This is a genomic window from Nonomuraea sp. NPDC005501, from assembly GCF_040605905.1.
In the GTDB taxonomy this organism is placed as follows: Bacteria; Actinomycetota; Actinomycetes; order Streptosporangiales; family Streptosporangiaceae; genus Nonomuraea.
The window spans coordinates 12108-36759 of sequence record NZ_JBEXDT010000092.1 but is presented as its reverse complement, the minus strand read 5'-3'; the positions used below and the strand labels follow the sequence as shown (position 1 = coordinate 36759).

20 protein-coding genes are annotated in these 24652 nt (G+C 71.8%); 10 read left to right on the top strand and 10 right to left on the bottom strand.

Annotated features, from left to right (window positions below):
• The 5 genes from ABZS51_RS33870 to ABZS51_RS33850 form a co-directional block, all read left to right on the top strand.
• The coding region (locus ABZS51_RS33870; protein WP_355449785.1) for a DUF4132 domain-containing protein at window positions 1–1534 on the top strand (1534 nt) is incomplete at its 5' end.
• Window positions 1531–2607 (top strand): AAA family ATPase, encoded by a 1077-nt coding sequence (locus ABZS51_RS33865; RefSeq protein ID WP_310712136.1) that lies wholly within the window; start codon window positions 1531–1533, stop codon window positions 2605–2607. The genes ABZS51_RS33870 and ABZS51_RS33865, both read left to right, overlap by 4 nt.
• 23 nt (window positions 2608–2630) lie before the next feature.
• Window positions 2631–4853, top strand: coding sequence for a DUF5682 family protein (locus ABZS51_RS33860; protein ID WP_355449782.1), 2223 nt, complete (start codon window positions 2631–2633; stop codon window positions 4851–4853).
• Window positions 4850–5968 carry a VWA domain-containing protein gene (locus ABZS51_RS33855; protein ID WP_355449779.1) on the top strand — a complete coding sequence of 373 codons (1119 nt, stop codon included), beginning with the start codon at window positions 4850–4852 and terminating at the stop codon, window positions 5966–5968. Before ABZS51_RS33860 ends, ABZS51_RS33855 begins: the two co-directional genes overlap by 4 nt.
• Window positions 5965–7887, top strand: coding sequence for a hypothetical protein (locus ABZS51_RS33850; RefSeq protein ID WP_355449776.1), 1923 nt, complete (start codon window positions 5965–5967; stop codon window positions 7885–7887). The genes ABZS51_RS33855 and ABZS51_RS33850 overlap by 4 nt, the downstream gene beginning before the upstream one ends.
• Window positions 7888–7918: 31 nt before the next feature.
• Here the strand turns inward: ABZS51_RS33850 and ABZS51_RS33845 are convergent, their stop codons facing one another.
• Entirely contained in the window at window positions 7919–10255 is a 2337-nt protein-coding gene (locus ABZS51_RS33845) for a polysaccharide lyase 8 family protein (protein WP_355449773.1), read from the bottom strand.
• A gap of 153 nt (window positions 10256–10408) precedes the next feature.
• Between ABZS51_RS33845 and rarD the strand changes: the two genes are divergently transcribed.
• On the top strand, window positions 10409–11377 hold the full coding sequence (gene rarD / locus ABZS51_RS33840; protein ID WP_355449770.1) for an EamA family transporter RarD: 969 nt from the start codon (window positions 10409–10411) through the stop codon (window positions 11375–11377).
• Here the strand turns inward: rarD and ABZS51_RS33835 are convergent.
• Both ABZS51_RS33835 and ABZS51_RS33830 read right to left on the bottom strand, forming a co-directional pair.
• Window positions 11265–12134, bottom strand: a complete 870-nt coding sequence (locus ABZS51_RS33835; protein ID WP_355449767.1) for a hypothetical protein — start codon at window positions 12132–12134, stop codon at window positions 11265–11267. The genes rarD and ABZS51_RS33835 overlap by 113 nt on opposite strands.
• An 82-nt stretch (window positions 12135–12216) precedes the next feature.
• Window positions 12217–13356, bottom strand: coding sequence for a DUF1266 domain-containing protein (locus tag ABZS51_RS33830; RefSeq protein WP_355449764.1), 1140 nt, complete (start codon window positions 13354–13356; stop codon window positions 12217–12219).
• Window positions 13357–13697: 341 nt separating this feature from the next.
• Between ABZS51_RS33830 and ABZS51_RS33825 the strand changes: the two genes are divergently transcribed.
• Entirely contained in the window at window positions 13698–15026 is a 1329-nt protein-coding gene (locus ABZS51_RS33825; protein WP_355449761.1) for a cellulose binding domain-containing protein, read from the top strand.
• Between the two features lie 59 nt (window positions 15027–15085).
• Here the strand turns inward: ABZS51_RS33825 and ABZS51_RS33820 are convergent, their stop codons facing one another.
• The 3 genes from ABZS51_RS33820 to ABZS51_RS33810 form a co-directional block, all read right to left on the bottom strand.
• Window positions 15086–15928 carry an SDR family oxidoreductase gene (locus tag ABZS51_RS33820; protein ID WP_355449758.1) on the bottom strand — a complete coding sequence of 281 codons (843 nt, stop codon included), beginning with the start codon at window positions 15926–15928 and terminating at the stop codon, window positions 15086–15088.
• A 107-nt stretch (window positions 15929–16035) separates the two neighbouring features.
• Window positions 16036–16362: a hypothetical protein gene (locus ABZS51_RS33815; protein ID WP_355449755.1), complete on the bottom strand. Its 327-nt coding sequence runs from the start codon at window positions 16360–16362 to the stop codon at window positions 16036–16038.
• A gap of 509 nt (window positions 16363–16871) precedes the next feature.
• Window positions 16872–17771, bottom strand: a complete 900-nt coding sequence (locus ABZS51_RS33810; RefSeq protein ID WP_355449753.1) for an ADP-ribosylglycohydrolase family protein — start codon at window positions 17769–17771, stop codon at window positions 16872–16874.
• Window positions 17772–18090: 319 nt separating this feature from the next.
• Between ABZS51_RS33810 and ABZS51_RS33805 the strand changes: the two genes are divergently transcribed.
• A complete protein-coding gene (locus ABZS51_RS33805; RefSeq protein ID WP_355449750.1) occupies window positions 18091–19728 on the top strand; it encodes an ABC-F family ATP-binding cassette domain-containing protein in 1638 nt (545 codons plus the stop codon).
• Between the two features lie 18 nt (window positions 19729–19746).
• Here ABZS51_RS33805 and ABZS51_RS33800 read toward each other — a convergent pair whose 3' ends face one another.
• The 3 genes from ABZS51_RS33800 to ABZS51_RS33790 all read right to left on the bottom strand — a co-directional run bounded on the left by ABZS51_RS33800 (window position 19747) and on the right by ABZS51_RS33790 (window position 22238).
• Window positions 19747–20520 (bottom strand): SigB/SigF/SigG family RNA polymerase sigma factor, encoded by a 774-nt coding sequence (locus tag ABZS51_RS33800; protein ID WP_355449747.1) that lies wholly within the window; start codon window positions 20518–20520, stop codon window positions 19747–19749.
• A 270-nt stretch (window positions 20521–20790) separates the two neighbouring features.
• On the bottom strand, window positions 20791–21303 hold the full coding sequence (locus ABZS51_RS33795) for a hypothetical protein (RefSeq protein WP_355449744.1): 513 nt from the start codon (window positions 21301–21303) through the stop codon (window positions 20791–20793).
• 44 nt (window positions 21304–21347) lie between these two features.
• Window positions 21348–22238: a diacylglycerol kinase family protein gene (locus ABZS51_RS33790; protein WP_355449740.1), complete on the bottom strand. Its 891-nt coding sequence runs from the start codon at window positions 22236–22238 to the stop codon at window positions 21348–21350.
• A 100-nt stretch (window positions 22239–22338) separates the two neighbouring features.
• On the opposite strand from ABZS51_RS33790, the gene ABZS51_RS33785 reads away from it, so the two are divergent.
• Window positions 22339–23088, top strand: a complete 750-nt coding sequence (locus ABZS51_RS33785) for a phosphatase PAP2 family protein (protein WP_355449737.1) — start codon at window positions 22339–22341, stop codon at window positions 23086–23088.
• Window positions 23072–23776 carry a phosphatase PAP2 family protein gene (locus ABZS51_RS33780; RefSeq protein ID WP_310712159.1) on the top strand — a complete coding sequence of 235 codons (705 nt, stop codon included), beginning with the start codon at window positions 23072–23074 and terminating at the stop codon, window positions 23774–23776. Before ABZS51_RS33785 ends, ABZS51_RS33780 begins: the two co-directional genes overlap by 17 nt.
• On the opposite strand, the gene ABZS51_RS33775 is transcribed toward ABZS51_RS33780, so the two are convergent.
• Window positions 23755–24636, bottom strand: coding sequence for a hypothetical protein (locus ABZS51_RS33775; RefSeq protein ID WP_355449734.1), 882 nt, complete (start codon window positions 24634–24636; stop codon window positions 23755–23757). The two genes, ABZS51_RS33780 and ABZS51_RS33775, sit on opposite strands and share 22 nt — an antisense overlap.
• Window positions 24637–24652 lie beyond the last annotated feature (16 nt).

The following is a 24652-nucleotide window of genomic DNA, read 5'->3' as shown; positions in this document are numbered from 1 at the left end:
CTCCGGGCCGTCCGGGATGCGGCAGGAGTGCTCCAGGAACAGGGCCGCGCAGATCAGCGCGACGAACGCCAGGAACGAACCCGTCGCCGAGGCCGCGATCGCCGAGCTGCTCGCGGCCGACCCGCTCGACGCCCTGCCCGCCAAGCTGCCCGTGCTGCCCGAGTGGGCGGACGTCGCGGTCCTGACACCGATCCACCTGCGCGGCGACGCGGGTGCGCTGCCGGCCGAGGCGGCCCGCCACGTGATGACGATGCTGGCGATCTCCCGGCCCGGTGATCCGTACGCCGGTCTCGCCCTGGTCAAGGAGGCCTGCGACAGCCGCAGCCTCGCGGACTTCGGCTGGGCGCTGTTCCAGCGCTGGCAGGCGGCCGGCTACCCGTCCAAGGAGAGCTGGATGATGGACGCGCTGGCACTGCTCGGCGACGACGAGACCGTCCGACGGCTGACGCCGTTGATCAGGACCTGGCCCGGCGAGGGCGGGCACGCGCGGGCGGTCGCGGGTCTGGACCTGCTGGCCGGCATCGGCTCCGAGGTCGCGTTGATGCACCTGCACGGCATCGCCGAGAAGGTCAAGTTCAGCGGGCTCAAGAACCGGGCCAGGCAGAAGATGGACGAGGTCGCCGCGGGGCTCGGCCTGACGTCGCAGGAGCTGGCCGACCGGCTGGTGCCGACCTTCGGACTGTCCGCCGACGGCAGCCTGACCCTCGACTACGGCCGCAGGCAGTTCGTCGTCGGCTTCGACGAGCAGCTCAAGCCGTACGTGACCGACGCGGCGGGGAAGCGGCTCAAGAACCTGCCCAAGCCGGGGGCGAACGACGATCCGGAGCTCGCGCCCGCCGCCCACCAGCGGTTCGCCGGGCTGAAGAAGGACGTCCGCGCCGTGGCCGCGGACAACATCCGCCGGCTGGAGCAGGCCATGGTGAACCGGCGCCGCTGGAGCGGTGCGGAGTTCAAGCGGCTGCTCGTCGGCCACCCGCTGCTCTGGCACATCGTACGGCGGCTGGTGTGGGGCCTCTACGACCCCTCGGGCCTGCTCACGGGCGCCCTGCGCGTGGCCGAGGACCGCAGTTTCGCCGATGTCGAGGACGACACGCTGACGTTGCCCGACGAGGCCGTCGTAGGGGTGGCGCACCCGCTGGAGCTGGGGGAGCAGCTGGCCGCGTGGGCCGAGATGTTCGCCGACTACGAGATCCTGCAGCCGTTCCCGCAACTGGGCCGGGAGACCTGTCAGCCGGACGAGACGCTGCTGTCCGAGATCAGCGCCGCCAAGATCCCCACCGGCAAGGTGATCGGCCTGGAACGACGTGGCTGGCGGCGAGGCGCGCCACAGGACGCCGGCATCCAGTGCTGGATCGAGCGTGACGTGCCCGGCGGCAGGACCATCACGATCGGTCTCCTGCCGGGCATCGCGATCGGCTACCACGAGTTCGCCGACGAGCAGACCCTGGAGGGGGTCGGCCTCGACGGCCTCGACGGCCTCGACCCGATCACCGTCTCCGAGATCCTGCGGGACCTGCGGGAGATCACCCGATGAACGAGCACGTCCAGCGGCCCCCGGCCGAGATCCGCTACGCCGGCGAGCTGGCCCGGCTGCGGGAGAACGACACCGACGCCCGACCGCCCGGCTGGGCGTTGAGCCTGCGCGCCGCCCGGCGCTTCGTCCTCGGGGACGAGAAGCTGGGCATCAGCCGCAAGTTCGTGGGTGATCCTTCACTGATCGACCGATCCCTGGTGACGCTCGCGACCAACCGCGGGCTGATGCTGGTGGGGGAGCCGGGCACAGCGAAGTCGCTGCTGTCAGAGCTGCTCGCCGCGGCGGTGAGCGGAACCTCGACGCTCACCATCCAGGGCGGAGCGGCCACCACCGAAGACCAGATCAAATATTCGTGGAACTACGCGCTGCTGGTCGCCGAGGGCCCGTCCACCCGGTCGCTGGTGGCCGCTCCGCTGCTGCGCGGCATGGCCGAGGGCAAGGTGGTGCGCTTCGAGGAGATCACCCGGTGCCCGCTGGAGGTGCAGGACTGCCTGCTGTCGCCGCTGTCGGACCGTGTGCTCGCCGTGCCGGAGCTGACCGGTCCGGAGGCGATGGTGTTCGCCCAGGAGGGGTTCACCGTCATCGCCACCGCCAACACCCGCGACCGCGGCGTCAACGAGATGAGCGCCGCGCTCAAGCGCCGGTTCAACTTCGAGACCGTCTTCCCGATCGCCGACTTCGACACCGAGCTGCTGCTGGTGGAGGCGGAGGCCACCGCTCTGCTGAAGCGGTCAGGCGTCGGCGCGCCGCCACGGCGCGACGTGCTGGAGGTCCTGGTCACCGCCTTCCGCGAGCTGCGCGAGGGGCAGACCGCGCGCGGTGACGCCACCGACCGGCTGTCCGGGGTGATGAGCACCGCCGAGGCCGTCTCGGTCGCGCATGCCGTCGGACTGCGCGGCTGGTTCCTGCGCGGAGAGCCCGGCACCCCCGCCGATCTGGTCTCCTGCCTGGCCGGTACGGCGGCCAAGGACAACCCGGAGGACCTGGCGAAACTCCGCAGGTACCTGGAGCAGAAACGGCACGGCGACCAGTGGAAGGCCCTGTACGAGGCCCGCCACCTGCTTCCGGGCTGACGATGGCGGTCACATTCCTCGGCGTGCGGCACCACAGTCCCGCCTGCGCCCGGCTGGTCGCCGACACCATTCACTCCGTACGGCCCGCGTACGTGCTGGTCGAAGGCCCGGCGGACATGAACCACCGGATGGACGAGCTCCTGCTGGGCCATGAGCTGCCGATCGCGGTCTACACCAGTTACCGGGACCGGGAACGACGGCACGGCTCATGGACGCCGCTGTGCGACTACTCCCCGGAGTGGGCGGCGCTGACCGCGGGCCGTGAGGTCGGCTCCGAGCTGCGTTTCATCGACCTGCCCGCCTGGCATCCGGCGCTGGCCGAGGTCCGCAACCGTTACGCCGACGCCGAGGCCCGCTACAGCGAGGTGACCAGACGGCTGTGCCGTACCTTCGCCGTGGACAACGCGGACGCGTTGTGGGACCACCTGTTCGAGATCGAGCCGGCCGACGGGCTGGCCGAACGGCTGGCCACCTACTTCGACCTGGTGCGCGGCGACACGCAGGCCGGGCCGGACGACCTGGCCCGCGAGGCGTACATGGCGCAGTGGATCCGCGCCGCCGTCGCCGACGCGGGCGACAGGCCGGTGGTCGTGGTCACGGGCGGCTTCCACCGCCCCGCCTTGGTCCGGCTGGCCGAGCAGGGTGACCGCGGCCGGCCGGAGGTGCCGCGGCCGCCCGCGGACGCGGTCGTCGGCAGTTACCTGGTGCCGTACTCGTTCCGGCGGCTGGACGCCTTCGACGGCTACCAGTCGGGTATGCCCTCGCCGGGCTACTACCAGCACCTGTGGGAGTCCGGTCCCGCCGCCGCCGCGCGCGGGCTCACCGAGGCGGTGACGGCCCGGCTGCGCGCCCGGCGCCAGCCGGTGTCGACCGCGGACCTGATCGCCGCCCGGGCCACCGCGGAGGGGATCGCGCTGATGCGCGGTCATCCGCATCCGGCCCGGGTCGATGTGCTGGACGGCCTGGCCGGCGCGCTGGTCAGCGAGGCGATCGAGACCCCGCTGCCCTGGGCGACCCGTGGCCCGCTGCGGGCCGGCCACCATCCGGTGATCGTCGAGATGATCGCGGCCCTCAGCGGTGACCGGGTGGGCCGCCTGCATCACTCGACCCCGTTGCCACCGCTGGTCCACGCGGTTCTCGCGGTACTGGGCGGCCCGGGTGAGGAACGGCTCGACCTCGGCAGGGAAGCCGACCGCGAGCGCAGCCGGCTGCTGCACCGGCTGCGGGTGCTGGGGATCCCCGGAGTGGGGCGCACCTCGGGACCCCGCCCGGCAGGCGGCACGGAGCTGGTCGAGCGATGGACGCTGACCGAGTCCGACGACCGGCTGCCCGCTCTGATCGAGGCCGGCGGGTACGGCGTGGACCCGCAGGAGGCGGCGGCTGCCGCCCTCGCCGAACGGATCACGGGCGCGGACCTGGACCAGTTGGCCGACGTTCTGTTCGACACGGCGCTGTGCGGCATCGGCGAACTGACCGGACAGGTGCTGGACGACCTGGCGCGGGCTGTCGGCGCGACGGCCGACCTGGCATCGCTGGGCCGCACCCTCACCGTCGCCCTGGCGATGTGGCGCCACGACGACCTGTTCCGCACCAGCGGCAGCACCACCTTGGGCGCGGTCGTCCAGGCCGCCACGCGCCGGGCGCTGTGGCTGGCCGAAGGCGTGCGCGGCGGCCCCGCACCGGCCGACCTCCAGCGCATCAACGCCATGACCGCCGTCCGTGACGCCCTCAGGCACGCCGGCCCGTCGCTCGGGCTGGACACGGACGCGGCGCTGGGCGTCGCCGACCGGCTCGCCGCCGCCCGCGAGGCGCCACCCGACCTGCGCGGAGCGTCGTTGGGTCTGGGCTGGTCACTGCGTGGTACGGCTGCCGCGGACCCCGCGCGGGCGGTGCGCGGCGCGTTCGTCCCGGCGTCGGCCGGGGACTGGCTGGCCGGGTTGTTCGCGCTCGCCCGCGAGGAGGTGCTGCACACCGCCGGCCTGCTGGAGCTGCTCGACGAGCTGGTCGGAGGGATGACCGATGACGACTTCCTGGTGGCCCTGCCCGCGCTGCGCCAGGCGTTCGGCTTCTTCCCGCCCCGCGAGCGGCACCTCATCGCCACTCGCCTGGTCGAGCGGCGCGCCGGCGGCGCGTCCGGATGGGACCTGATGCGGCTGGACGCGGCGCCGGAGCTGGTGGCCGCCGGTATGGCACTGGACGAGCGGGTCGAGGCGGCACTGCGCCGGGAAGGACTGATCACCCCATGACCGACCCCACCCTGGAACGGTGGCGCCTGCTGCTCGGCGAGCCCGGCGGCGCATGCCTCGGCGGGCGGCAGCTCGACGCACGGGCCGCCGCCCGTGACGCGGCGCTGGACTGGCTCTACGGCCGCGACGACGACCTGCGCCGGCGTGGCGTACGGCAAGGCGGGACGGGCCCGTCGACGCTGACGACCTTCGACTGGCTCGACGACATCGCCCCGCTGTTCCCCAAGGAGACCGTCGAACGACTGCAACGTGACGCGGTCGAGCGTTACGAGATCCATGACGTGGTGACCGACCCGGCCGTGCTGGCGCGCATCGAACCCAATCCCGCGCTGCTCAAGGCGGTGCTGCGGACCAAGCACCTGATGAACCCGCAGGTGCTGCGGCTTGCCAGGCGGATCGTGGAGCAGGTCGTACGGCAGCTGATGGAGAAGCTCGCCACCGAGGTCAGGAGCGCGTTCACCGGCACCAAGGTGCGACGGTCCGGCGGGATGCGGCTGGCCCGCAACTTCGACATGGCCAAGACCCTGCGCGCCAACCTCGGCCGCTACCAGCCCGAGACCGGCAAGGTGGTGATCGAGACCCCGTTCTTCTTCTCCCGCACCCGCCGCCACCTGGAGCAGTGGCAGGTGATCCTGCTCGTCGACCAGTCCGGGTCGATGGTCGACTCGGTGATCCACTCGGCGGTCACCGCGGCCTGCCTGTGGGGGCTGCCCGGTGTACGCACCCACCTGGTGGCCTTCGACACCGAAGTGGTGGACCTGACCGCCGACGTGGACGATCCGGTGGAGTTGCTGATGAAGGTCCAGCTCGGCGGCGGCACCGACATCGCCCGCGCGGCGGCGTACGGGGCCGGCCTGGTGGACCGGCCGCGCCGGGCGATCGTCGTGCTGATCTCCGACTTCTACGAGGGCGGTGATCCGCACCGGCTGGTGCGCGTCGTGCGCGACCTGGTGGCCCAGGGCAGCAAGGTGCTGGGCCTGGCCGCCCTCGACGAGCAGGCCAATCCCGCCTACGACCGGGAGCTGGCGCAGCGCCTGGCCGACGCCGGAGCCTATGTGGGCGCGATGACACCCGGCGAGCTGGCGACCTTCGTGGCGGAGCACGTGGGCCGATGAGGACGGATCTCCTCGGGCTCACGGCGGACTCCCTCGCCGCGCTCACCAACCGCGGCCTGGTCAAACGTGCCGGCAAGGAGGCCGCGCCGGAGCTCCGGACCGACGCTGACGGCACCGTGCACGGCAGCTTCCCCGACGGCGTGGCCGCGGCCCTGCCTCCCGGCGGCCTCGACGTGGCCCGCTGCACCTGCGGCGCCACCGGCGTCTGCCGGCACGTCGTCGGGGTGGTCCTCGCCTACCAACGGCTGCCCGCTGAGCCTGCCCCGGAGCCCCTGCCCTGGTCACCGGGGCAGGTGACCGACGACGAGCTCACCGCCAGGATCGGTGCCCGCCTGGTGGCCGCCGCTCGCCGTACGGAGCGAGCCGGATTCACCGCGCGGGTCCGCCGCGCCACCTCCGCCGATCCGGTGCCGCAGGTCGAGCTGGCCGCCGCGACCGTGCGCTTCCTGGTCCCCGGCGACCTCGGGTTCGTCCACACCGACGCCGTCGCCGGTACCCGCGATGACGTCGTCGCCCTGGCGGTGTGGGCGTTCCGGGCCGCCGACGAGCTGCACCCCGGCGTCCCCGAGGTGCGCGTCGACGTCGGCGGCGAGGCCGGCGCCGGTGCCGGTTCCGGGCTGGAGCCGGCCCTGGCGCTGGCCGGCACGGTCCTGCGTGAGGGCGCGGCGCATCTCGGTCAGGGCCTTGAGGCCACCATCGCCGACGTGCGGCGCCGGCTGGACGCCGCCGGGTCGCGCTGGCCGCTGCTGGCCGTCGGCGACCTCGCCGAGCAACTGGCCGCCTATCACGACCGGAGCGCTCACTACCGTCCCGAGCTGCTCGCGAGCCACGTCGCCGAGCTGCACGCCCGGCACCGGGCGGTGACGCGGCCGGACGCCACCCTGCGCAGCAGCGTGCTCGGCACCGCCGAGGCCGCCGAGACCCCGTTGCGCCGGGCCCGGCTGGAGAGCCTGGGTTGCCGGATCCGCGGTCTGGGCGACCAGCGGATCGCCGAGGTCTACCTGGCCCACGGCGACAGTGCCATGGTGCTGGTCCTCCGCCGCCAGTGGGACGGCGACGACGACGGGGTGGCGCCGGCCCGGCGGCGGATCGCCGGCTCCACGCTGGCCGCTCTGGCCACCGGCAACCTGGTCACGGAGTCCGCCGTCCGCAGCGCCAGCCGTACGGTGCGGCTGGCCACCGGCCGGATCTCCAGGACGACGGTCAGCCCGTCACGGGGCGACTGGGATGAGCTGCCGCCGTCTCTGCTGGTGACGGACTTCGCCGCGCTCAGCCGTGAACTCGACGCCCTCACGCTCCGGCCCATCCGCCCGAGGGTGGAGGCGGAGCTGGTCCGGGCCGTCGCCGTCGCGCGGGTGGAGGCCGTCGCCTACGCCCCCGGAGACCAGCGCCTCGACGCTGTCATCGTCGACCGGGCGGGTAACACCGCCACGGTGCGGGCCGTTCACACCGGCGCCGCTCCCGGACGCCTCGACTCGCTGGCCGCCGTGCTCGCCGGTGAGGAGGGCGAGCTGCGTTTCGTCAGCGGCGTGGTCGGGCGGACCGCGGGCGGTGTCGTCATCGAACCGGTCGGTCTGGCGGTCGGCGGCCGGGTCGTCGTCCCCGACCTGCAGCCTGCCGACGCAGGCGGCCGGCTCATGGCCGCCGCGGACGCCCGGCACGAACCGCTGACCGCGGCCCTGATCGACACCCGGGGACTGCTCGCCGAAGTGGCCCATCACGGCTTGTCCCACCTGCCGCCGACCTACGACGACCGGCTCGCCGCCGCGGCGCAGCGGTTGACCGTGCTCGGGCTGCACCGCATCGCCCAGGCCGTCACGGCCTTCGCGGCGACGCGCACCCGCGACTCCGACGAGGCGGTCGAGCGGGCCTGGATCGACGCTTACCTGCGCCTGGAGGTGGCTGTGGACCTGACCTGACCTTGTACCTGGTGCGTCCTTGCCCGGAGGGTCAGACGCGCACCACCGCGGTGCGGGCGTGGCCGCGGCTGCCGCCGACCTTCACCTTGACCGCCTTCTTGGCCTTGCGGACGCCGCGGTCGCCTTCCTTGACCGATCTCACCGGCCAGGGCAGCGTGATCTTCACCTCGTCGGCGGTCCTCGACGGGTCGGAGACCGCGAGCCGTACCCGCTTGTGGTCGCGGCGGATCAGCAGCGTGCAGGGGCCGTCGGCGGCGAGCGGTCCGTCCGCGGTCTCGACGGTCCCCGCGCGCCAGAAGACGGCGGCGAGCACGTCGTCGCGGGAGACGGCCTGCACCGCTCCGGAGTTGGCGAGGATCTCGACCCGCCCGCCGTAAGCCGCGGTCTGCGCGATGGAGGCGTCGGGCAGTACGGCATAGGCGTAGCGCGCCTTGTGCGGATCGACGCCGTGGTCGACGAGGATCGTCGTGTAGTGCCTGGTGACGGGGGTCTTGTCGCCTCCGGTGGTGGCGCCCTGGTCGATGTCCCGCCAGCGGCCGGTGCGCTTCTCGCGGACCACCTTCGCCTCGACGCCGTCGAGCAGCGCGTAGCCGGCCGTACCCGACAGGTGGACCCAGCCGTCGCCCCGGGTCAGCGGCGGATGCCCGTCGTGGGTGTTGCGGTTCTCCACGACGGTCTCGATGCGGCGGCCGTCGGAGGCGGAGATGCCGGTACCGAGGGCGATCACCGCGTCGTCGAGGAGGAACCACGCCTTCTTGGCCCGCAGCGAGGAGCCGTCGGCGATCAGCTTCATGGCCGCCACGCCGTACTCGCCGTCAAGCGCCACGCCGCCCGCCCACGGGGTGGGCGGCAGGCGACGCTTGCCGTGCGTGAGAGCGGCGCGCCTGCGGGTGTCGACCGTCGTGCCCGGCAGCCGGTACGGGTCGATCGTGGGCCACAGGTCGTCGTTCCAGTGGGTGAGGTCGCCGGTGTAGAGGTAGGTCATGCCGTCGCCGGTGTACCAGCCGTGCAGGTTCTCCTGGTTCATGGCCTCGGCCGCGCCGATGCGCTCCGAGCTCATCGCGATCGCGTAGGCCCAGGTGGGGCGGCGGTGCACGACCCGGTCCATGTCGGCGAAGACGTACGTGCCCGTCGTACGCGGGCCGACCGGCACCGACGGGTCCTCCAGCAGGGCCTTGGCCCGTGCGACGCTCGCCAGCGGCGCGAGCGTGTCGTAGGGGAAGGCCTGGTTGCGGGTGAGCCAGCCCTTCACCAGTGGTCGCCAGCGCCGCGCATAGCGTTCCGGCGCCGCCTCCAGCAGGGTGAGGACGGCCTCGACCGTCTTCTGCCCCGAGTGGTAGTCGCGGTGGCCCTGCACCGAGATCTGCCGGCCGCGTACGCAGTCCATCATCAGCCCGTCGAAGATGAACGGCGCGAACGAGCGGTCCACGATGTCGTAGACGTTCCCGATGCCGGTGATCTCCCACGGTGACCTCGCGAGCATGGCGATGAGCTTGGCCACGCTCTCCAGGTAGTCCACGCCGTAGCTGCCGGTGTAGGGGTACACGTCGTGCTGGATGAACGACCCGTCACGGTAGAAGCCGTCGCCCGGTCCCGCGGTCGGCCGCAACAGGTCGGAGACCGCGTCCCCGGCCCGCGTGATGAGGCGCGCGTCGTGGGTGAGCAATCCGCGCATCGCCACCGCCATGGCCTTGCCGGCCCGGTTGGCGCCGGTCTCGACGACGCCGGGGTGGCTGACGCGGCGCTCCGGGTCGGGGCACCAGCGGCGTAAGGGGCGCAGCCAGCGCTCCAGGCGGTCCTTGGGCAGGCCGTCGTACAGCAGGGCGCAGGCTTCGGTCAGCGAGCGGGGGACGCCGATCTCCCACCAGTACCAGTTGCTGCCCCGCCGGTCGAGCCCTTCGTGGTAGGCGTGCTCGTACAGGAAGTCCAGCGCGCTGACCGCGGTCTCGGCGACCTGCCTGTCCCCGTGCATGGCGGTGCCCGGCGTGGCCCAGCCCAGCGCCAGTGTGCGCATGCGGTTGTAGGAGCGGTTGAAGTTGCCCGTCCGGGGGTCGTCGAGCGGCAGGTCGCGCCACAGGCTCGGGCGACCGGGGACGGGCTGCAGCTTGCGCAGCACCGCGTTGGCCGAGCCCTCGATCGCCTGGGTCTTGTCGGTGTAGGCGGCGTCGTACGATCCGCCGGCCAGCAGGCTCACCCACCGCTCACGCGCGGCGTCGAACGCGGCGGCGTTGATCGCGGCGGTGTTGAACGCTGTGGTGCCGAATGCGGTGGTGCCGACCGCCTCGGCCGGTCTGTTGTCCCACAGAGCGAGGCCAGCCACGGCCGCGGTGCCCAGCAGGGCGGACCGCCGGCTGAGGGGGTGGGGCATGGCGGCCTTTCCGACGATCGTGCAGATATCACTTGAAAGGATCATATGTCGACAGGAGGGGTGTCCATTTCGGCTTCGGCGAGGGTGACCTCCGCCCCCGAGCCCGATCGATGAGGTTCACGATGCGGCTACGGGACCGCGTAGGTTGATCAGATGTCCGTTGCCCGTCGTGGTGTCCTGCTGGGTGTGGCGGCCTACGTCCTGTGGGGTCTGTCCGCCCTCTACTGGCCGCTGGTGGAGCCCACCGGCTCACTTGAGGTCCTGGCCCTGCGCGTGCTGTGGTCGCCGGTGGCGATCGCCCTGCTGGTGCTCGCGACGGGCCGCCGCCGTCAGGTGGCCGCGCTCCTGCGCCGCCCGCGCGACCTGCTCCTGCTCGCCCTGGCCAGCGCGCTGACCTCGATCAACTGGGCCCTGTTCATCTGGGCCACGATGAACGGGCACGTCGTCGACGCCTCGCTCGGCTACTTCATCACGCCGCTGGTCAGCGTCACGCTGGGGGTGGCGGTCTTCGGCGAGCGGCTGAGCGTCCGCCAGTGGACGGCCATCGGGCTGGGTGCCGCCGCCGTGCTCGTCCTCACGATCGGGTACGGCGGTCCGCCGTGGATCGCGGTCGGCCTGGCGGTCACCTTCGGCGGCTACGGCATGATCAAGAAGCGGGTGGGCGCCGGGGCCGTCGAGGGGCTGATGGTGGAGACGGCCGTGGTGTTCCCGCTCGCCCTGGTGTACACGGTGTGGCTGCAGGCGACCGGCCAGGCCACGTTCGGGCACGTGTCGGCGGTCAACACCCTGCTCGGCATCGGCGCCGGCTTCGTGATGACGGCGCCGATGCTGCTGTTCAGCGCCGCCGCCACGAGGATCCCGCTCAGCCTGACCGGCATGCTGCAGTACATCGAGCCCATCGTGCAGTTCCTGGTCGGTCTGCTGGTCTTCAAGGAGTCGATGCCGGGCAGCCGGTGGGCGGCGTTCGGGCTGCTCTGGGCCGCTCTGGCGGTGCTGACCGCCGGCGGCCTCAGGCGACGGGATCGGCAGTCGGACGCGGCTCGTCGTCCAGCTCGACCGCGCTCCGCTCGATCATCTCGAACTGGCGCATCAGGCGTTCCAGATCCGGAGGCGAGACCGTGAACGTGTCGTGCACCGCCTCGCCCGCCGCCGTGTAGCTGAGCTCGTGCCCGCACGCCCCGTCCCACAGCCCGGTGATGACGCGCATCGGCGGGGGCAGGCGGTCCACCTGAACGCGGCGCACCTGGACCCCGGCCGCCAGCTGCTCGCGGGCCAGCGCGTCGAGGTCGTCCGTCCACTCGTGGTAGATGAACACCCGTCGGATCTTCACACCGCGCGCCAGCGCGTCCAGCTGGGCCCGCCAGTACTGCCTGCCGACCGGCTGGCGCCACCACGTGAGGTCAACGGCGGGGACGCTGGTGACGCAGATGTGCTCGCGTGCCTGCGCGATGAGGCGCAGGAAGACCTCGTTGTCGCCGTACGGCGTGCGGAAGTGGCCGCGTTCGAGGTCGGCGAGGGTCCGCAGGCACTCCTCGAAGGCGGCACGGCAGGCGTCCTCGGCGGGCGTCCCCTTGTAATGGCGCTCGACGTGCTTGGCCGCTCGCAGCATCGGCTCCATGAGGTCGGTCATCCACGGAATCCTGTCGATCGTGGAGACCATCTGGCCGACTCTGGTCTCGTGCTCGACCCGGCGCCTGTCCTGGATCAGCGACTGGATCTGCAGGGTGATGACGCCGCCGATGAGCCCGGCGACGGTGCCGAGCGCCTGCGCGGTGTCCTCGCGGACGTAGAAGATCACGCCGAGCAGCACGGACAGGCCCGTGCCGACGATCAGGACGGGGTCGACGGCGAACGGCGACTTCGGGTGGGGCCTCTTCACCAGGACTCCCGGGGGCACAGGCGGGGGGGACGAACCAGCATAGTCGATCTTGTCTGTCGCCGATCGCCGATTTCGGGCCCGATCATCTGAAGGGGATGTTGAGCCAGGGGCTGTTCGGGTCGCTCGTCAGGATTCTGTGTGCGTTGAGCATCTGCACGTACCAGTCGCCGAACTCCTCCTCGTCGAAATGGAGGCAACGTCCCAGAACGTAGGCGGCCGAGAACTCTTCCCATGATCGGTAGTTGATCTGGCTGAGCCTTCCGGCGCGGAGAACGGCCCGTTCGGCCTCCGCCAGGTCGCAGTAGCGGGCGCCGAGTCCCCACCGGGCCATCTTGGAAGCCCGTCCGTAGTCCCATGCCTCCACCGTGTGGACGAATCTGCCCTCGGCGAGGAGGCCGTCTGCACGAAATCGCGCCTCGTATCGGATGATCCGCCCGATGAGGCGTTGCGCTCCGGCGACCTGGGCCTCCGTCTCGGAGTCGCTCATGGTGACCCCGTCGGAGGCGGTGTCCTTCTCCGCGGCGCTGTTCCGTATGACGCGCGTGGTCGCCTGGCGCCAGTGATCCACCTCGACCATGCCGCCGAAGTCGCGGGCGAGGACACTGCGTACCCGCAGGACCAGCCCCCAGAACGGGCTGCTCATCCGGCCGTTGAGAAGGTCCTCCTGGACCGGCAGCCACTCCTCGCGGCTGGTGATGTCCCACCACTCCTTGAGGCGTTTCCTCTCGCGGACGTAGCCGGTGCCGTGCCAGCCCATCGCGTTCCAGAGTGAGGCGTTGCTCACGCAGAGGAGAGCCCCGCAGGCGAGGCCGTGAGCGACCGGGCCGTGCAGCGGGCCTCCGGTCCATAGCGTGCGCAGTTCGTTTCGGCGAGGGTGGGGCATCCGGTCGGCGTGCCGGCGCCACGTCAGCCGATGGGCGGCGGTCGCGGGGAAGAACGCTTCGCAGGGGCTGCCGGGGTTGACGGCCAGCCACTCGTCGTCCTGGGGCCAGTTCCGGGCCAGCTCGCCCAGGTCGTCTTGGAAGAAGACCGGGTCGGGCGCGGGTGCCGGGAGCATCCCGTCGGTGAGGAAGGCAAGGGCCTTGACGCCGGGCCGCGGGCCCCAGAACGTGGGGGTGTAGCTGACCCAGCCGGGTTGGGCATCGGCCCTGGCGCGCGACATCGGGTGATAGAGGTTCGCGGTGGCGAGGACGTCGAAGTACGCAGCCCAGTCGCCCCGCATCTTGGCTTCGTACAAACCCCGTTCGATGTCGGTGGGGGCTTGCCACGCGGGGGCGGGAGATCCCGCTCTCCCGTCGCCGGGCGCGCCCTGTCTCCCCATGAGGTCAGGGCTCATCCCTTCCCATGCCCCCATGCCGCAATACCTTACAACTGCCGGGACCGCCGCTCTGCCTCGCCGCCGGTGTGGGCATCGCGGTCGTCTCGGGTGGGCGGATTTCCGGTGAGTGCTGAAAGTTTCAGTTCTGTCGGCGTGTAAGCCCAGCTCGCGCGTACCCCTGCTTGACCGGCCGGCGCTCTGCGGAGAGGTTCGTTCTCGCGAACCTTTCCGATCGAGGGGGTCCGATGAGTCACGCCCGTCGCCGGTTGCTCGCCCTCCTGCTTCCCGGTCTCCTGGTCGCGCTGGGCGGCCTGGTGCCCTTGACGCAACAGCCCGCCGGCGCGGCCGGCGACCCGCCCGGCCCCGTGACGGGTAACGCCACCTACTTCGACGGACTCGGCGCGCCGTACGGCGGCTGCGGAGTGCCGCAGGCGAATCTCGACTCACCGGACTTCGTGGCGCTCAACGTCTACAACACGCCCGGCGACTACAGCTTCTACCCGCGGCCGTTGACGGGGGCGAACCTCAGCAAGGCCGGGTTGTGGAACAACGGGCTGAACTGCGGCCGCTACGTGCAGGCAGAGATCGGCGACCTCTGCACCGGCACCAACGACGGCGCGCAGAACCAGCCGTTCTGCCGCAACGGCTCCTGGGTCGCCGACGCCTACAAGGGCGCGAAGCTCACCATGCTGGTCGCCGACAGTTGCGGCGACTCCAACGCCTGGTGCCGCGACGACCCGTACCACCTGGACCTGGCCAAGGACTCGCTCAACCGGTTCGTGAAGAACGGCGCCACGGTCGGGGACATGTATCCCGGCCATTGGAACAACCGGCGCGTCACCTGGTCGTTCGTCCCCGCGCCGAACTACAGCGGCGACATCGGCATCGGGTTCCTGCGGTCCGCCCAGGTGTGGTGGCCCGCTATCTCCGTCTCGCACCTGGCCAACGGCATTCACGGCGTCGAGTACTTCGCCGACGGAGCGTGGCGGACGGCTCAGATGAACGGCGACATGGGTCAGTCGTACGTCATCGGCGGGACCACGTCGGGGGCGAGCCGGTTCCAGATCCGGGTGCGCGACGTCACGGACACGCTGATCAACGGCGGACGCGTGTACAGCTTCGCGCTTCCGCCGGCCTGCGACCCGCAGTGCGGCACGCCGTACACCAAGGTCGGCTACACCACCTCGGACGGCCCGACCTCCACGCCCACCCCCACCGCCACCCCCACCCCCACGCCCACCGCCACTCCGACCTCCACGACCACCGGCGGCACCGGCGGCTCCTGCGGCGTGGACTACCAGGTCGCCAACGTCTGGCAGGGCGGCTTCACGGCCAACGGCACCGTGCGGAACACGGGGACCACGACCTTGAACAACTGGACGGTCACGTGGACCATGCCGGCCGGCGTGACCCTGACCAACGCCTGGAGCTCCACCATCACGTCGTCGGGTGCCGCCTGGACGGTCAAGGCGCCGAGCTGGGCCGCGAGCCTGGCGCCGGGCGCGTCGGCCACCTTCGGCTTCCAGGCCAACGGCCCGTCCACGCCCGGCCCGACCGGCATCACCTGCTTCTGAGGAACGACGTCGGCCTTCTGAGGAACGACGTCGGCCTTCTGAGGAACGACGTCGGCCTGCTAAGGAACGACGTCGGCCAGGGGAGTGGCGGCGTGCCCGGTCAGACGCGGGATGTCGTCGCTCACGCCGTCCAGTTGCCCCGCCGCGATGGCGGTGTAGGTCGACACCCACGCGTCGACCTGCCACTCAGGCGCGCCGTAGGAGGCGCGTGAACGATAGGCGTCCTCCACGGTCTCCGGTTGGTAGGTGATCGAGCGGCCGGTGGTCTCCGACAGGATCGCGGCGATCTCCGCCATGGACAGCGACCTCGGGCCCGTCATGTCGTACGTGCGGCCCTCGTGCCCGGTGGCGTTCAGCAGCACCTGGGTGGCGGCGTCGGCGATGTCGTCCTGGGCCACGACCGCGGCCCGGCCCTCGCCCGCCGGGCCGCGGATGACGCCGTCCTGGCCCACGAGCGCGGGCATGAAGTCGGCGTAGAGGTTGTCGCGCAGGAAGGTGAAGGACAGGCCGCTGTCACGGATGTGCTCCTCGGTCGCCCAGTGATCACGGGCGAGGGTGAAGACGGCGTCCGGCGCGGCGCCGAAGAACGACAGGTACACCACGTGCCGTACCCCGGCTTCCGCGGCGGCGTCCACGAACGCCAGGTGCCGGCTCAGGCGGTCGGGCGACTCCGGGGCCGAGATCATGAAGACCACCTCGATGCCTTCCAGCGCGCGGGCGGCGTCGCGGTCACCGTACGCGCAGCGGGCCGTGGTCGCGCCGGGTAGCTGAGGGGCGCGGTCCGGATGCGGCACCGCCATGCGCTGCGCCGCCCCGGCCGCCGCCACCCTGCGGGCGATCCGGCCGCCGATGCGGCCGGTGGCCCCGGTTATGGCGATCTTCGCGTTGTCGGGGCGGGTCATGGGCGACCTCCTTCGGATGTCCAACCAGTCTTGCAGCCGGCGCCGGGCGCCTCGCGAAGGAGGCGCACATGCCGGTCACAGCACCTGCCGTACCGGCTGCACCGTCGTCAGTGCTTCGCGGCGCAGTCGTAGAGAGTGGTGCCGCCCATCATCAGGCCGCCGGTTGTCGGACTGCCCGGCGCGGTGGGACTTCCTCCATACGCGGCGGCGGGGACCTCGGTGCAGTTCTCCTTGATCCATTGCGAGCGGTGCGCGCTCGTCCCGCCCATCATGGCGCTGACGCCACCCCCACCGGATCCCAGGACGAAGCGCAGGTGCCCGGAGCTCGTCCAGCCCTTCAGCTGCTGAACGGTCGGAGCGTCGTCGATGCCGATGAAGCCGCCCATGCCGATGACGGTCGCGTCGCTGTTCAGGATGAAGGGGGAGGCGGCCATCGAGCCACCCTCGGCGGCGAGCTCGATCCGGGCGGAGCCGGAGTTCTCGACGGCATAGTCGAGGATCTTGCGCTGGTCGGAGGTGAGCTCGCCGCCGCCGGGGAACCGCTCAACAGGCTCCGCCCGCCGTCGGTCATGGCGTAGGCGGCGAACCCGGTGACCGTGACGGCGAGAACGGCGCGGGGCCAACGCCGCCGGAAGATCAGAGCGCCGCAGACGACCGAAGCCAGTGCGATGTCGTCAGCGGTGAGGGGCTGAATCCGGGCATGCCATTCCACCCCCGGCGGAGGGGGCGCGCCCCGCGCCAGCAGCGTGATCGCATACACGCACCCGGCCAGGATCGTTTCGGCCACATAGGGGCGGGAGAGCAGCTCCCGTCTCAGCCAGGTCACCGTACGCAGCTTTGAAAGGTAGGTCTGACCTGGGCGATTTCCCTCATCCCGGGGTACCCATCCGCGCTACTGCGACCGCAGTACGGCCTGACCGGGCCCGGCGTCCGGGCCGGCGGATTAACCTGCGCCGAGCGGCGGTGAGCCTGCCCAGTCCGGTAGTGGTTCGCATCGTGCTCTCCACTCCGGCGGCAGGTGGGCGCCCGAGGCGGCCGCGACGATGCCGCCGACGATGGCGCACGTGGTGTCGACGTCGCCGCCGGCCGTCGCGGTGGTCCACATGGCCGCTGTGAAGTCGTGGCGTTCGCGGGCCGCCACCCAGAGGGTGAACGGGACCGTGTCATGTGCGGAGACCTGCCGCCCGTTCCCGAGCATCCGGGCGGCGAGTGCGGGGTCGCTGATGGTGAGGAGTTGCCGGGCCTCGCCGATGCCGTCGTGGACCATGCTCGCGGGTACGTGCTCCCTGATCCGATCGAGGAAACGCCCGGCGGGGAGGTCGGGCTCCTGGACGGTCACGGCTGCGGCCACGGCGACGGCCACGGCGCCGGCCACCGCTTCGGGATGCGTGTGGGTGACCTGAGCCGACAGGGCCGCCTGCCGGGCGACGTGCGCCAGGTCGCCGGCGAACCAGGCGCCGAGCGGTGCCACGCGCATCGCGGCACCGTTGCCCCAGGAGCCCTTGCCGTCGAACAGCTCGGCCGAGAGCCTCCGCCAGTCGCCTCCTTCACGGACCAGCCGGAGCATCCGGTTGGTGGCCGGGCCGTACCCTCGGTCGAAGTCATGGCGGGCGGCGAAGCTCGCGGCGAGCTTGTCCTGGTCGATGGCGCCATGGTCGTAAAGGACGCGGTAGACGGAGCAGGCCATCTCGGTGTCGTCCGTCCACTGCCATGGGCCGGGTGGAAGAAGACGAGCGGAAAGGGCGTGGCGATGGGCGGGGACGAAGAACTGGGAACCGAAGGCGTCGCCGAGGGCCAGGCCATGGAGGGAGGCGGTGGCCCGCGCGAGGGGATGAGGTGACATCCCCTTCATTGTGAGGTACGCCAGGGGAGCCATCGTGCGCGGAGCACACCGTCGGGGTCGGGGAGTACGCCGGCGGAGCCGTACGAAATGGCCTTGTGGTCGGGCCGTGGGTGGCTGCTAGGGTGTGGAACGGTTGGGATCGGAATCGAGGAGAGCAGACATGGCAGGTGACGACGACATCTCCGGGTGATACCGGAGGTTGATCGGCCCCGGCAGGCGCGTATGCCCGCCGCCGGCGTGGCCTTGATCGTCGTTTTCCCTGTCCCTTTCGCCGGGCTGCTCCGGCACGCCCGGACCACGTATGCACGAGGTCTCCCGCATGTCCGACGCGTTCATCATCTGCTCCAACCTGTCCTTCTCCTGGCCTGACGACACGCCCGTCTTCAGCGACCTCTCCTTCACCGTGGGCGCCGGCCGGACGGGCCTCGTCGCCCCGAACGGCGCGGGCAAGAGCACGCTGCTCAAGCTGATCGCCGGCGAGTACCGGCCCGGGGGCGGCAGCGTGTCCGTCGACGGCGTGCTCGGCTACCTGCCCCAGAGCCTGCCGCTGACGGGCGACCAGGCCGGGGACCTGACCGTGGCGGAAGTCCTCGGGATCGCCCCGGTGATCGCCGCGCTGGACGCCATCGAGTCAGGCGACGCCGGCGAGGAGCACTTCACCACGATCGGCAACGACTGGGACATCGAGGAGCGCACCCGGGCCCAGCTCGACCGGCTCGGGCTCGGCCACCTGGAGTTCGCGCGCCCGCTGCGCACGCTGAGCGGCGGGCAGGTCGTGTCGCTGGGCCTGGCCGCGCAGCTCCTCAGGCGGCCCGACGTCCTGCTGCTCGACGAGCCCACGAACAACCTCGACCTCGGCGCCCGTCGCAGGCTGTACGACGTGCTCGGCGACTGGAACGGCTGCCTGCTCGTGGTCAGCCACGACCGGGCGCTGCTCGACCGCATGGACCGCATCGCCGAGCTCGACCGGGGCGAGGTCCGCTTCTACGGCGGCGACTTCACGGCGTACGAGGAGGCCGTACGCACCGAGCAGGAGGCCGCCGAGCGGAGCGTGCGCAGCGCCGAGCAGGAGCTCAAGCGCGAGAAGCGGGAGATGCAGCAGGCCCGCGAGCGGGCCGAGCGGCGGGCGAGCAACGCGGCCCGCAACCTCAAGAACGCCGGCCTGCCGCGCATCTTCGCCGGGAACATGAAACGGGGCGCCCAGGAGTCGGCCGGGCGGGCGGGCCAGACGCACGCCGCGCGGGTCGGCGACGCCAGGGCCCGCCTCGACCAGGCGGAGCGTGACCTGCGCGACGACCAGAAGATCGTGCTCCGGCTGCCCGACACCAACGTCCCCGCCGGCCGCACGGTCTTCCTCGGCGAGCACCTGCGGGCACGCGGCCTGTTCGCCGAGCCCGGCGTCGACCTGACGATCCGCGGACCCGAGCGCATCGCCCTGACCGGCCCCAACGGCGCCGGCAAGTCCACCCTGCTGCGCCTGATCAGCGGCGAGGTGGAGCCCGACGGGGGCACGACCAGGCGCGCCGACGGCCGGGTGGCCCATCTGTCGCAGCGGCTCGACCTGCTCGACGTCGGGCGCACCGTGGCGGAGAACCTGGCCGCGTCCGCCCCGGACATGCCGGAGGCGGAGCGGATGAACCTGCTGGCCCGCTTCCTGTTCCGGGGCCCCCGCGCGCACCTGCCGGTCGGGGTGCTGTCGGGCGGCGAACGGCTGCGCGCCACGCTGGCCTGCGTGCTGTTCGCGGAGCCGGCGCCTCAGCTCCTGCTGCTCGACGAGCCCACCAACAACCTCGACCTGGTCAGTGTGGGCCAGCTGGAGAGCGCGCTCGGCGCCTACGAGGGGGCGTTCGTGGTGGTCAGCCACGACGAGCGGTTCCTCGCGGAGATCGGGGTGGACCGCTGGCTGGAGCTGTCCGGGGGGCGGCTGCTGGAGACCGGAGGGCTCACCGGCACGTGACACAGCCGCCCCGGGCGGTCAGTCGGTCAGCGCGGTGCGGAGCTTGTTGAGCACGGCGCGGAGGATGCGCGAGACGTGCATCTGCGAGATGCCGAACTCCTTGGCGATCTCCGACTGGGTCATGTTGCCGTAGAAGCGCATCAGCAGGATGTTCTTCTCCCTGGCCGGCAGGGCGTCGATGAGCGGCTTGATCGAGTGCCGGTCGAGCAGGGTGTCGAGGGAGTCGTCCTGCGCGGGCAGGAAGTCGCTCAGCTCGGCGGCGTCGTCGTCGGCGCCGCCGACCGGGGCGTCCAGCGACAGCGCCGAGTAGGCGGTGGAGGCCTCCATGGCCAGCAGGACTTCCTCCTCGGAGATCCCCAGCTTGGCGGCCAGCTCGGACACGGTCGGCGAGTGACCGAGGACCTGGGTCAGCTCGGCCGTGGCCTTGTTGAGCTCGATGCGGCGTTCCTGGTAGACGCGCGGCACCCGGATGGCCCACGTGCGGTCGCGGAAGTGCCGCTTGACCTCGCCCAGCACGGTGATCATGGCGTATCCGCGGAACTCGTGACCGAGCGTGGGGTCGTAGCCGTTGATGGCCTTCATCAGGCCGACGTAGGCGGCCTGACGCAAGTCGTCCATGGGCTCGCCGCGGTAGCGGTAACGGCGGGTGACCTCGGTCACCAGGCCCTCATGCATCTCCACCAGGCGCTCGCGAATGCGCGCGGCGTGCAGGTCGGAAGTCTGCGGGTCGGCCAGGCCGGCCAGGAGTTCCTCGGCGGTGAGCTGCTCGAATGCGACGGTGAGGACGGACACTGCTGCTCCCAGATGGGCGGGGCGGCCTCGTCCATGGAAAAAAGCCCATGCAGAGGCACGCCTTGGTTCTCGCGTAGTCAAAGCCCTCTGCTGGACTTCGCGATCTACCATGCCCGCTCCACGGGCCCCTGTCACCCATTTTCCGGTCACGGAAGCGTAACGAAGATCTGGTCGGTCCGGCTCGGCGTGCAGACGGAGGAAGTCGTTCCGGGCCGCGGCGGTGGAGCGCGAGGTCGGCCGCCGCGGTGGCCTGTCACGTCATGCTGACGGTCAGTTGGCGCAGTCCTGCTTGTGGAGCGCCAGCGCCATCTCGTACACCTTGCCCTTCTGGAGGAGGAACGAGTAGTAGGCCCCCGTGACGCCGGGGACGTCCACGTACGGGTAGCCGCTCGCGGCCGTCTTCACCTTGGGGTAGGCCTTCTTGATCTGCTTGTAGGTGGAGCCCAGACCGATGCCCGCCGGCGTCTTGACGCCCTTCGAGGCGAAGATCATCGCGACGCCGTGCTTCTTGGAGATGTAGAGCCCGACGCCGTCGCTGCCGGTCGGATGCGCCTTGAGCTGCCATCCGGTGCAGGAGGGGGAGTCCAGCCCCTTCTTGTGGGAGATCTTGCCGGTGGCCTGGGCGGCCTTGGCGCTCATCCCCAGCTTCACGCCCCCGTAGCCCGCGGGGCCGAACGTGGTGCCGGAGGTGGCGGCGTGGGCGGCGGGCGCGAGGGCGCCCAGCGTCAGGCCGGCCGTCACCAGCGTCGCCAGCGCGGTACGGGTCATCGTGTTTCGGATCATGCACGGTTGGATGGCCGAAGGGGAGCAGAAGTTCTCACCTCGCCCTAGATCGTCGCCGTCTCCGGTAAGCAGAGGGTGAGCGCTCCGGGGACGGCCTCGGCCTTGAGCCGGGTGGTGGCCTCGCGCTCCCCGCCGTCCAGCTCGTACGTCAGCGGCGCGCCGAACCGGGCGGACACCTTCCTGGCGCGCGTGATCCGGACGAACGGGGAGTCGTCGGAGCGGCCCGCGGCCATCTTGCCGAGCACCCGGGCCCACTGGATCGGCCCCTTGGCGGTGGAGACGCCCACCTCCAGCCAGCCGTCGTCCGGCCGGGCGTCGTCGAACGCGTCGATGCCGCCGGCGATCCTGCTCACGTTGCCCAGGAGCAGGCAGCTCGCGTCGCCCTCGAACCAGGTCGTCCCGTCCACCTTGATCTTCATCGGCACCAGCGGCCCGCCGACGTGCCGGACGGCCGCCTTGACGTAGCTGAGCTTGCCGAGCCGTCTCTTGGCCTGCCCGTCGGCGTCGGCGATCATCTCGGCCTCGAACCCGGCGCCCGCCATGACCGCGAAGTGCTCCCCGTTCAGCAGCCCCAGGTCCAGCTTCTCCCGCCGGCCGTGGAAGCCGATCCGCACCGACTCCTCCAGGTCGACGGGGATGCCGAGGTTGGTGGCGAACAGGTTCGCGGTCCCCGCGGGGAGGATCGCCATGGGCACGCCGGTGCCGGCCATCGCGTCGGAGCAGCGCTGCACCATGCCGTCGCCGCCCCAGACGAACACCAGGTCGGCGCCCTGCTTGAGCGCCTGGCGGACCTTCTTCGGCGCCTTCCTGCTCTTGGGCACCTCGTACCAGAGGAGATCGCCCACGTTCTGTTCGGTGATGAGCACGCGGAGCCGGTCCAGGCCCGCGCCCAGGGTCTTCTTGCGGTGCGCGACGACCGCCACGGTGGGGGACATGCCACCCCGACTACCCTCGCCGCCGTCGTTCAGACGAGGAATCATCTCCGGCCGCCGGGGTAGCCGACCGCGAACGCATCTCGCAGAAAGAGCCGCAACCATGACGCTTCACCAGCGCAAGGCCCGCGCCGACGGCGACAGCCGCCTGGGGCTGCGCCTGACGCTCGCCAGCCTCGCCGTGGCGCTGGTCATGGTCCCGTTCGGCCTGCTGCTCGTCGTGGCCAAGATGCCCCTCAACGGGCTCGACGCGGGAGTCGCCGCGGACCTGCACGAGTACGCGCTGGCTCATCCGGGCGTGACCAGGCTGCTCATCGTGTGGACGGATCTGTTCGGGCCCTGGCCGTGGCGGATCGCGGTCATCGCGTACGCCGCCTGGCTGCTGTACAAGGGTGCGCCGCGGCTGGCCGTCTGGGCGGTCACCACCGTGACCGTGGGCGGGCTGCTCGGCCTCGCGCTCAAGATCGTCGTCGCCCGGGCCAGGCCGCACCTTCCCGACCCCGTCGCGCTCGCGCCGGGCGACTCCTTCCCGTCGGGGCACGCGGTCAACGTGACGCTCGGCGCCGGAGTGGTCGTCCTTCTCCTGCTGCCGCACCTGCCCCGCTGGGGACGGTGGGTGGCCTGGTGCGTCGCCTGGTTCCTCGTGCTGTCGGTCGGCTACACGAGGATCGCGCTCGGCGTGCACTGGGTGAGCGACGTGGTGGCGGGGATCGTGCTGGGCGTCGCGGTGGTCGCGGCCACCGCGGCGGGATTCGAGACGTGGCGGCGCGAGGAGGGCCGCAGGCCCGTCTCGCCGCTGACCGAGGGAGTGGAACCCGAACAGGTGAAGGTGACCCATGACCACAAGAACTGAGCACGTGAAGCACTACGCGCTGACGCTCTTACTCCCGCTGCTCCTGCTGGCGGGCGTGACCTACGGCGTGGGCGAGCTGATCCTCGCCGTGCCGACCGGCGAGGCGGGTGTGAGCCGGGCCCTGGCCGCCGACCGCACCTCGCTGGGGAACACGCTCACCGACTTCGGCAGCAGCCTGTCGGACACCCCGTACATCGTGGCGCTCACCGCGATCGCCGTGATCCTCTTCCGGCTCGCGTACGGGCGCTGGCGCGAGTCGGTCTTCCTCGTCGCGGCGGTCTGGAGCCAGTCGCTCGTCTTCCTGGCCGTGACCGAGATCGTCGGGCGGCACCGGCCGCCGGTGGAGCACCTCGACCCGGCCCCGCCCACCTCCAGCTTCCCGTCGGGGCACGTCAGCGCCGCCGTCGCGTTCTACTGCGGGGTCGCGCTCGTCCTGGCCACGCACGTCCGCAACCGGGCGCTCCAGGTGGTGATCTGGGTGGTCGGCATCGCCGCCCCGCTCGCCGTCGCCTTCTCCCGGCTGTACCGCGGCATGCACTTCCTCACCGACATCACCTGGGGGCTGCTGCTCGGCGCCGTCTGCGTCGTGGTGGCCGCCCGCGCGATCCTCTACCGGCGCTCGCCGGCGCGGACGCGGGACTCCGCGCCGCAGGCCGTGCGGGGTGCTCAGTCGTCCATGACGCCGTAGGTCGAGGCCCGGAACACGAAGGAGGCCCAGGAGCGGTAGGGCCGCCACGCCTCGGCCAGCCTCCGGTACGCGGCGGGCGGCGCGTCCTCCGGCAGGCCGTACGCCTCGCGCAGGATGGCGAACAGGCGCGGCTCGTCCCCCGGGAACGCGTCCGGCGCGCCCGCCCCGCGGATCAGGATCAGGCCCGCCGAGAACGGGCCCACGCCGGGAAGGGCGCGCAGCTCGGCCAGGGCCTCCTCCGGGGCGAGCGAGCGCAGGTGCTCGGCGGTGAGGACGCCGTCGAGCGCCGCGCGGGCCAGCCCGCGCAGCCATTCCTCCTTCTGCGCGGGCAGCCCGAGGCCGCCGGCGTCCACCAGCGTCATGGGCGGCGGGAACGCCGTGTACGTCCGCTCGTCCACGGTGACCCGCGCGCCGTACCGCTCGGCGATGCGCTGCTTGATCCGGGCGGCGATCAGCATCGACGAGCGCTGCACGATCACCGCCCAGCACGCCGCCTCCCACGGGCTCCAGAAGCACACCGGCCGCAGTCCGGGGCGGCGCCGCTGCAGGTCGCCGAGCACCGGGTCGGCCTCGCCGAGCTTGGCGAAGCCGGCGCCGTCCACGTCGAGGGACAGGATGCGGGCGACCTCGCCCCGGACGCCCGGCCCCGCGGCCCGCGTCGTGGCCACGGCGACCCCGCCCGGCGCGGCCGTGACGCTCACGCCGATCGGCAGCCAGTCGGCCTCCGCGCAGTAGGCGAAGCGCAGCGCCCGCCCGTCGGAGGGCAGCGCGCTGGTGGCCGGCCAGTCCTCGACGAAACGCAACGAGGCTCCGAAGTCGAACGGTCCCTCGGCGGTGAGCGCGAATCCGTGCGTGGTCATGCGCGCATGTTACGAG